The sequence below is a fragment of the Anoxybacillus sp. PDR2 genome (assembly GCF_009834045.1).
Lineage (GTDB): Bacteria > Bacillota > Bacilli > Bacillales > Anoxybacillaceae > Anoxybacteroides > Anoxybacteroides rupiense.
The window spans coordinates 648,788-655,000 of the sequence record NZ_CP047158.1 but is presented as its reverse complement, the minus strand read 5'-3'; the positions used below and the strand labels follow the sequence as shown (position 1 = coordinate 655,000).

The 6,213-nt window shown below is 37.8% G+C and carries 8 protein-coding genes; 1 reads left to right on the top strand and 7 read right to left on the bottom strand.

The annotated features are described in order from the left end of the window. Nucleotides 1-126 precede the first annotated feature (126 nt). Nucleotides 127-1,002, bottom strand: coding sequence for a nucleotidyltransferase-like protein (locus GRQ40_RS03070; RefSeq protein ID WP_044741720.1), 876 nt, complete (start codon nt 1,000-1,002; stop codon nt 127-129). 143 nt (nt 1,003-1,145) lie between these two features. Here GRQ40_RS03070 and GRQ40_RS03065 point away from each other — a divergent pair, with 143 nt between their 5' ends. After that, nucleotides 1,146-1,502: a YgzB family protein gene (locus GRQ40_RS03065; RefSeq protein WP_044741721.1), complete on the top strand. Its 357-nt coding sequence runs from the start codon at nt 1,146-1,148 to the stop codon at nt 1,500-1,502. Nucleotides 1,503-1,526: 24 nt separating this feature from the next. Here GRQ40_RS03065 and perR read toward each other — a convergent pair whose 3' ends face one another. The 6 genes from perR to GRQ40_RS03035 all read right to left on the bottom strand — a co-directional run bounded on the left by perR (nt 1,527) and on the right by GRQ40_RS03035 (nt 6,119). Next, complete coding sequence (gene perR, locus GRQ40_RS03060) at nt 1,527-1,976, bottom strand: peroxide-responsive transcriptional repressor PerR (protein ID WP_044741722.1); 450 nt, start codon at nt 1,974-1,976, stop codon at nt 1,527-1,529. 234 nt (nt 1,977-2,210) lie between these two features. Continuing rightward, a complete protein-coding gene (gene bcp / locus GRQ40_RS03055) occupies nt 2,211-2,687 on the bottom strand; it encodes a thioredoxin-dependent thiol peroxidase (protein ID WP_066145241.1) in 477 nt (158 codons plus the stop codon). Nucleotides 2,688-2,790: 103 nt separating this feature from the next. Next, nucleotides 2,791-3,189, bottom strand: a complete 399-nt coding sequence (locus GRQ40_RS03050) for a potassium channel family protein (protein ID WP_044741724.1) — start codon at nt 3,187-3,189, stop codon at nt 2,791-2,793. A 348-nt stretch (nt 3,190-3,537) separates the two neighbouring features. Further along, nucleotides 3,538-4,323: an ABC transporter permease gene (locus GRQ40_RS03045; RefSeq protein ID WP_044741725.1), complete on the bottom strand. Its 786-nt coding sequence runs from the start codon at nt 4,321-4,323 to the stop codon at nt 3,538-3,540. Nucleotides 4,324-4,327: 4 nt separating this feature from the next. Next, the gene (locus tag GRQ40_RS03040) at nt 4,328-5,119 is read right to left on the bottom strand and encodes an ABC transporter permease (RefSeq protein WP_044741726.1); all 792 of its coding nucleotides are present in this window, start codon (nt 5,117-5,119) and stop codon (nt 4,328-4,330) included. Next, nucleotides 5,112-6,119 (bottom strand): ABC transporter ATP-binding protein, encoded by a 1,008-nt coding sequence (locus GRQ40_RS03035; protein ID WP_044741727.1) that lies wholly within the window; start codon nt 6,117-6,119, stop codon nt 5,112-5,114. Before GRQ40_RS03035 ends, GRQ40_RS03040 begins: the two co-directional genes overlap by 8 nt. Between the last annotated feature and the right edge of the window lie 94 nt (nt 6,120-6,213).

The following is a 6,213-nucleotide window of genomic DNA, read 5'->3' as shown; positions in this document are numbered from 1 at the left end:
AATCTACCACGTCTTTTTTATCAAGTCAATAGTTTTTTTATCTTTTCTATCCAATCTTGTTGCGAATAAGTAAAGGCCCTTTATATTATGCGTGGAAGAGGGCCCATTTATTTAGAATTGAGGGAATTAAGGGTGATCTACAACCATGTAATAGCGATGAAAAATATTTTGTCCCTTTGTCGGTACCTCTTGAATAGCTAAAAAATGTTTATCCACCAAATATTCCAGCATGATAACAAGATCGACAGAATAAACTTGCAGTTCTGGATGAGATGCTATTTCCCCTATGCTCCAAGCCCCTTCTTTTTGCTTCAATATCTTTAACAAATGGGCCGAACCAGACGGAACTCGAGAATGAATTAAAAATTCACTTGCCAAAAAAAGCAACTCCAATCTTTTATCTAAAGGCTCCTCGCTTTCCACAAGCTCCTTATAAAGCTTATAAATTTGTGCATCGATTTGCTTCACCTGATTCCATACAGTCACCTCTGGATGAAACCCCTGCTCAATGACTGTAAGTCTTGCTAAATGATGCAAGGCATGTACAACATGGTTATATGCATCAAGCAATTGATCGGTTTCTAAAAAAACTTTCCCATCTGTATACCTTCGAATTAATTTAGCAAATTCAATTCCCATTTTTAATTGCCGCTCTTGTTCAGGAAATTCAAGCAGTTGCCTTCTTAATCCTTCAATATATTCATTGCGATCAAATAGAACTTTCCCGTTCAGAACCCAATCGATTACTTTACGATTTGTTCCCAGAAGAAGCCATTCATTTAATTTTTGTTCATTAACAATATACAACGCTGCTTTCTGATATTCGTAAGAATAATGCTTAATAAAGAAAGGATAATCCGTATCTTTTGCAATGACTAATAAAATGACATCAAACGTATCAGTGCTAGCAGAGTGATTAAATTTTTTTTCAATCATTAGAATGCCTAGGGTATTGCGTTGACTTGCTCTTTCTTGATAGATGGGGCGGATTAGCTTCTCCATATATTTTCCTCCATAAATATTTATCCGAATGCTATTACCAGCTAATTCGACAAAAATCGCAAAATTCCTCTTACAAAATTGCTTGAAATCAGATTAAATCATGCAATTTTATGGTATAGTTGTTGTTAGGAGGGAAGAGTAAAATGTCAATAAAATATTCCAGCAAAATCAACAAAATCCGCACATTTGCTTTAAGTTTAATCTTTATCGGCTTTATTGTTATGTATATAGGAGTATTTTTCCGTACTTCCATGCTGATTATGACCATATTTATGATTTTAGGGCTTCTTTTTATTATTGCCAGCACAGTCGTCTATTTTTGGATCGGTATGTTATCGACAAAAACGGTTCAAGTGGTTTGTCCAACATGCGGAAAAACGACAAAAATGCTGGGGAGAGTCGATATGTGCATGTATTGCCGAGAACCGCTAACATTGGATCCGGAACTAGCTGGAAAAGAGTTTGACGAAAAATACAATCGGAAACGAAAAAAGAGCTGATAGCCTTTTACTGCTATCAGCTTTTTAATGAGAATGATGCCCGTGTTGGCATTCAGCACATACCCCATACACTTCCATTCGATGATGACTTACTTTAAATCCTGTTACGTGTGAAGCCAACGCTTCGACTTCATCTAATCCTGGATAATGAAAATCAACAATCTTGCCACACCGCTCACAAATGATATGATAATGGTCAGAAGTGACAAAATCAAAGCGGCTTGATGAATCACCATAAGTCAATTCTTTTACAAGCCCCACTTCTTTAAAAACGCGAAGATTATTATAAACCGTGGCTACGCTCATGTTCGGAAACTTTCCTTCCAAAGCCTTATATATCTCATCTGCCGTTGGGTGTGACATGGAACGAACCAAATATTCCAATATCGCATGACGTTGCGGAGTTATGCGCACTCCTGTTTGTTTCAACGTATCAAGCGCTTCCTTTAACATTGAGTTTTCGGGCACCGCCATGCACCTCGCTTTCTTATTAAAAAAGAATTATTATTTTATAATTTTTATAATTAGTCTACCGCTATTTCATGCCTTTTGTCAATATTCCTATCATTAATATAGTATATAATCTTATTGAAGAATTTTTCACAAAAAAATAAGCGGAAATATTTTCCGCAAAACATCGTTTCATTTATGAGGAGGTATGCCCTACATTTTTAATATATTCTCCTTATTTTCTTTTGGCATGGACATTTACCTAGACCCCGATAAATTATTTATGTACCCCAAAGCTTCCTCTACATGTCCTTTTACTTTAACATTTCTCCATTCTTTAATTAAAATCCCTGACTTATCAATGACAAATGTAGAACGCTCAATGCCCATATATTCTTTTCCAAAGCTTCTTTTCAATTTCCAAACCCCATATTTTCCAGCTACCTCATGCTGCTCATCAGCTAACAGCAAAAAGGGGAGTTCATATTTTTCAATAAATTTTTTATGGCGCTCAACCGGATCTGTACTTATTCCTAAAATAACAGCCTCTAAGCGGTTAAATTGTCCATGATAATCCCGAAAGTCGCATGCCTCAGTTGTGCAGCCCGGCGTCATATCTTTCGGATAAAAATAGAGCACCACATATTTTCCGCGAAAATCAGAAAGAGATACTGTTTTGCCATTGCTTGCCGGAAGCAGAAAATCTGGGGCAAGCTGTCCAATTTCAAGAACCATCTGCTCTTCCTCCATCTCAATTTTTATCAATGTATCGCTAGACCAACAGGTTTCGTTTTCAATCTCTTATTAGCGTAGCGAAAAAAAACGAATGTTTCAATGTTCATTTTTTATTCCCATCAATAACAAAACGAGTAATAAATGTAGCTGGCATAATATACCCTAATAAAGCTTCGACCACCGCAATCCATTTCCCAATTCCTACAGGAACAATATCGCCATAGCCGACAGACAACAATGTCGTAGCACTTAAATACAAGCCATCGAGTAAAATATGACCAAATCTGTTGGTCTCCTCTTCAATATTTCTTGTAAACACATTGTATCCGTTTATTTGCATCCACGCATATATCAGTCCAAACCCCAGCATCATTGTAAAATATAGTAAGAGCAGCGCAACAAAATTTTCCGCTGAGATATATGGCTTTCTTTTGGATTGTGCTACCCACATCGAAGCAATGCTTGCGTATAAAATAAATATAACGGCACCTAATACTAACATCGCAATCACCCCATACATATCTATACATGGATATGTGGGACAAAAAAGAGATATTCCATCCGCATACTTGCGCTTATATCTAACATTTGTACGGCCCTATTGTTGTTTTGAATTCTCGTTATTCACTTGACACAACACCGATTTCCCAAAGAATCAATGGGTTTCAGCAATCAAGGGCTCATCTCTACACTATGCGTCCCCCCATAAAAAACATAAACATCCAAAAGTGACCTACGTCTAAACAGAGCAGAATTCCTCTCCTTGCTTCCATATGATACACTCATCCGCCTGCGGCTTTGTTTTTTTATAAACTAAAAAAGACAGGAACCATGCGATTCCTGCCTTTTATTAATTTCCAGCTCCACGATACCGTTTGATACCTGCGTTCCATAGCAAAAGGGCTAAAACAAAAAAGGCCACTCCCATGACAGGGGTCAAAAAAGAGTACACATACCATTCTTTTTTGCCAAGAAAATAAGCAGATGGATACACTCCCACAAAAGCGAATGGCAGAACCCATGTTAATATATAACGAATCACGCGATTATAAATATCAATGGGATACCGGCCATAGTTGCTGATGTTATACATCATCGGCATAATTGAGCTTCTCGCATCAGACCAAAAGCTGATGGTCGCCAGCGCAATAAAAACACCTGCATATATGAACATTCCACCAATCACAAATAATAGAAAGATCGGGACATCATACCAGTGGAAATCTAGATCTAAACGCGATCCTGCATATCCCATAATAATGAAGCCTGTAACTGCTCCAAGCAGCGATTCAAGCTCCATTCTCTCCAATATAATTTGAAACAAACTGTGCACAGGACGTGTCAATACACGATCCAGCTCTCCGCGCACAATGTATCTCTCATTAAAATCCCAAATATTAAAAAAGGCACCAAATAAAGCGAAAGGCACTAGAAAAAAACCATAAATAAAAATCATTTCATCCCGCGTCCAACCATGCAGCAAATCTGTATGACCGAAAACGACAAGAATAAAGATCAAGTTCACAGCTTGAGACATAAGATCGGAAAAAAACTCCACTAATAAGTCTGTACGATACTGTAATTTCGTTTTTATATATTGTGCCATATATTGAAAAAAGACAGATAGATAAAACAAGCCATTACCCCCCTTGAATCACAAGCCGCTTTTTCGCTGCCTTCCAAAGCATATAAATAGGAAATAACAGCACTACACTCCAAATAACTTGAAACAGTAGCCCATTCACAACTGCCTGTCCTTGAAAGCTTTCAGTGAAAATCATGCTTGGAATATAGCTAATCGCTTGGAATGGAAAGTATTTCATGATTTCTTGCGCCCAATCAGGGTAAAAGCTAATTGGTAAAATCAGACCCGAAAATAAATCAATAATAAATCTCTTTGCCCTCAGCAATCCTTCATTATTCAGTGTAAAAAACGCTATTACTCCCGCAAGTAAATTCAGCTCTGAATTAATAATAAAGCTCAGCATAATAGATAGTCCAAAATACATCCATGTATGGATATCAGTTGAAAAATGAAGGGGTAAAAGCAAGGCGGTAATCACGACTCCGGGAAGCGAAAGAAATAACAAGCGGAAGATCCCTTCCCCCAATCCTTGCATCGTCTTCATGCCCAAGTAATTATACGGACGGATTAATTCCGTTGCGACTTGTCCTTCTCTAATTTCCATCGCAATTTCTCGGTCGATGTTATTAAAATAAAAAGCTCTAGCCATCCATGATATGGCTACATAAGTGGCCATTTTTTCAATAGACATCCCTTGAATCGACGATTTCCCGCTATAAATCGCAGACCATAGAAAATAATACGCTCCGATATTAATGCAATAAATAAGAATACCTGTATAATAGTTGGTTCGGTAAGCCAGCATCATCAAAAATCGAATGCGGATCATTTCCATATATTTATCCATGCGCAACACCTTCTTCATAAATGTTGCGAATGATTTCTTCTGTAGAGATTTCATACAAATTCAGGTCCTGAATCTCATAATGGTTCACAATACAGCTGATAATCTCTGATACATGGGCTTTCGGTACATGTGCAATCCAACTGTTGTCTTGTTCTCCCCTACTCCACTTCACACCCCAAGCAGCCGTTAAGGGATGCAGCTCTGCAGACGTAATTTCTTGAGAAAATGTAAACTGAATTTGCTTTCCTTCTCCCCAATTTTCTTTTAAGCGCTGGAGTGATCCATCATAAATGATTTTCCCCTCATCGAGCATAATCACGCGATCACACAATGCTTCAATATCCGAAATATCGTGGGTTGTCAATAAAATGGTTGTATTATATTTTTGATTAATTTCTTTTAAAAACTCACGAATCTTTAATTTAACTAATACATCTAAGCCAATTGTGGGTTCATCCAAAAATAAAAGCGGGGGATTATGAATAAGGGCAGCGGCCAATTCGCAGCGCATTCGCTGGCCAAGTGATAATTTGCGGACAGGCTTATCGAGCAGCGGACCGATATCTAATGTTTCAATGACATGCTCCATATGCTCTTTATAATCACTGTCAGATACCCGATACACTTTTTTTAGCAAACGAAACGATTCCTGTACGGCAATATCCCACCACAATTGCGAGCGCTGGCCAAAAACAACTCCGATCGTTCGCACAAACGCTTCTCTCTCTTTATGAGGATTCATTCCATTGACGCTTACTTTTCCAGCTGTCGGCGTTAAAATCCCTGTCAGCATTTTTATCGTCGTTGACTTTCCAGCGCCGTTTTCTCCAATGTATCCCACCATTTCTCCTTGGTTCACTGTAAACGAAATATCATGAACCGCCTGAATGATTTTATAATTTCTTGTAAATAAATCTCGAAATGCTCCCATCAGCCCGGAGCGGCTTGAATAGGCTTTAAATTCTTTGCGTAAATTTTCAACTTCAATTACGTTCCCCATACTTCTCTACCTCCACATAAGCAATAGTTTATCTAAAGTCAAAAAGAGAAACAAATGGTATGCTCAAGTAAATATGTTAGAATAAGAAGCGGTA

Coding starts and splice junctions, on each gene's coding strand:
- GRQ40_RS03070 (WP_044741720.1), bottom strand. CDS start 1,002: ATGGAGAAGCTAATCCGCCCCATCTATCAAGAAAGAGCAAGTCAACGC.
- GRQ40_RS03050 (WP_044741724.1), bottom strand. CDS start 3,189: ATGTTAGTATTAGGTGCCGTTATATTTATTTTATACGCAAGCATTGCT.
- GRQ40_RS03040 (WP_044741726.1), bottom strand. CDS start 5,119: ATGGATAAATATATGGAAATGATCCGCATTCGATTTTTGATGATGCTG.
- GRQ40_RS03035 (WP_044741727.1), bottom strand. CDS start 6,119: ATGGGGAACGTAATTGAAGTTGAAAATTTACGCAAAGAATTTAAAGCC.
- bcp (WP_066145241.1), bottom strand. CDS start 2,687: ATGGTTCTTGAAATTGGACAGCTTGCCCCAGATTTTCTGCTTCCGGCA.
- GRQ40_RS03065 (WP_044741721.1), top strand. CDS start 1,146: ATGTCAATAAAATATTCCAGCAAAATCAACAAAATCCGCACATTTGCT.
- perR (WP_044741722.1), bottom strand. CDS start 1,976: ATGGCGGTGCCCGAAAACTCAATGTTAAAGGAAGCGCTTGATACGTTG.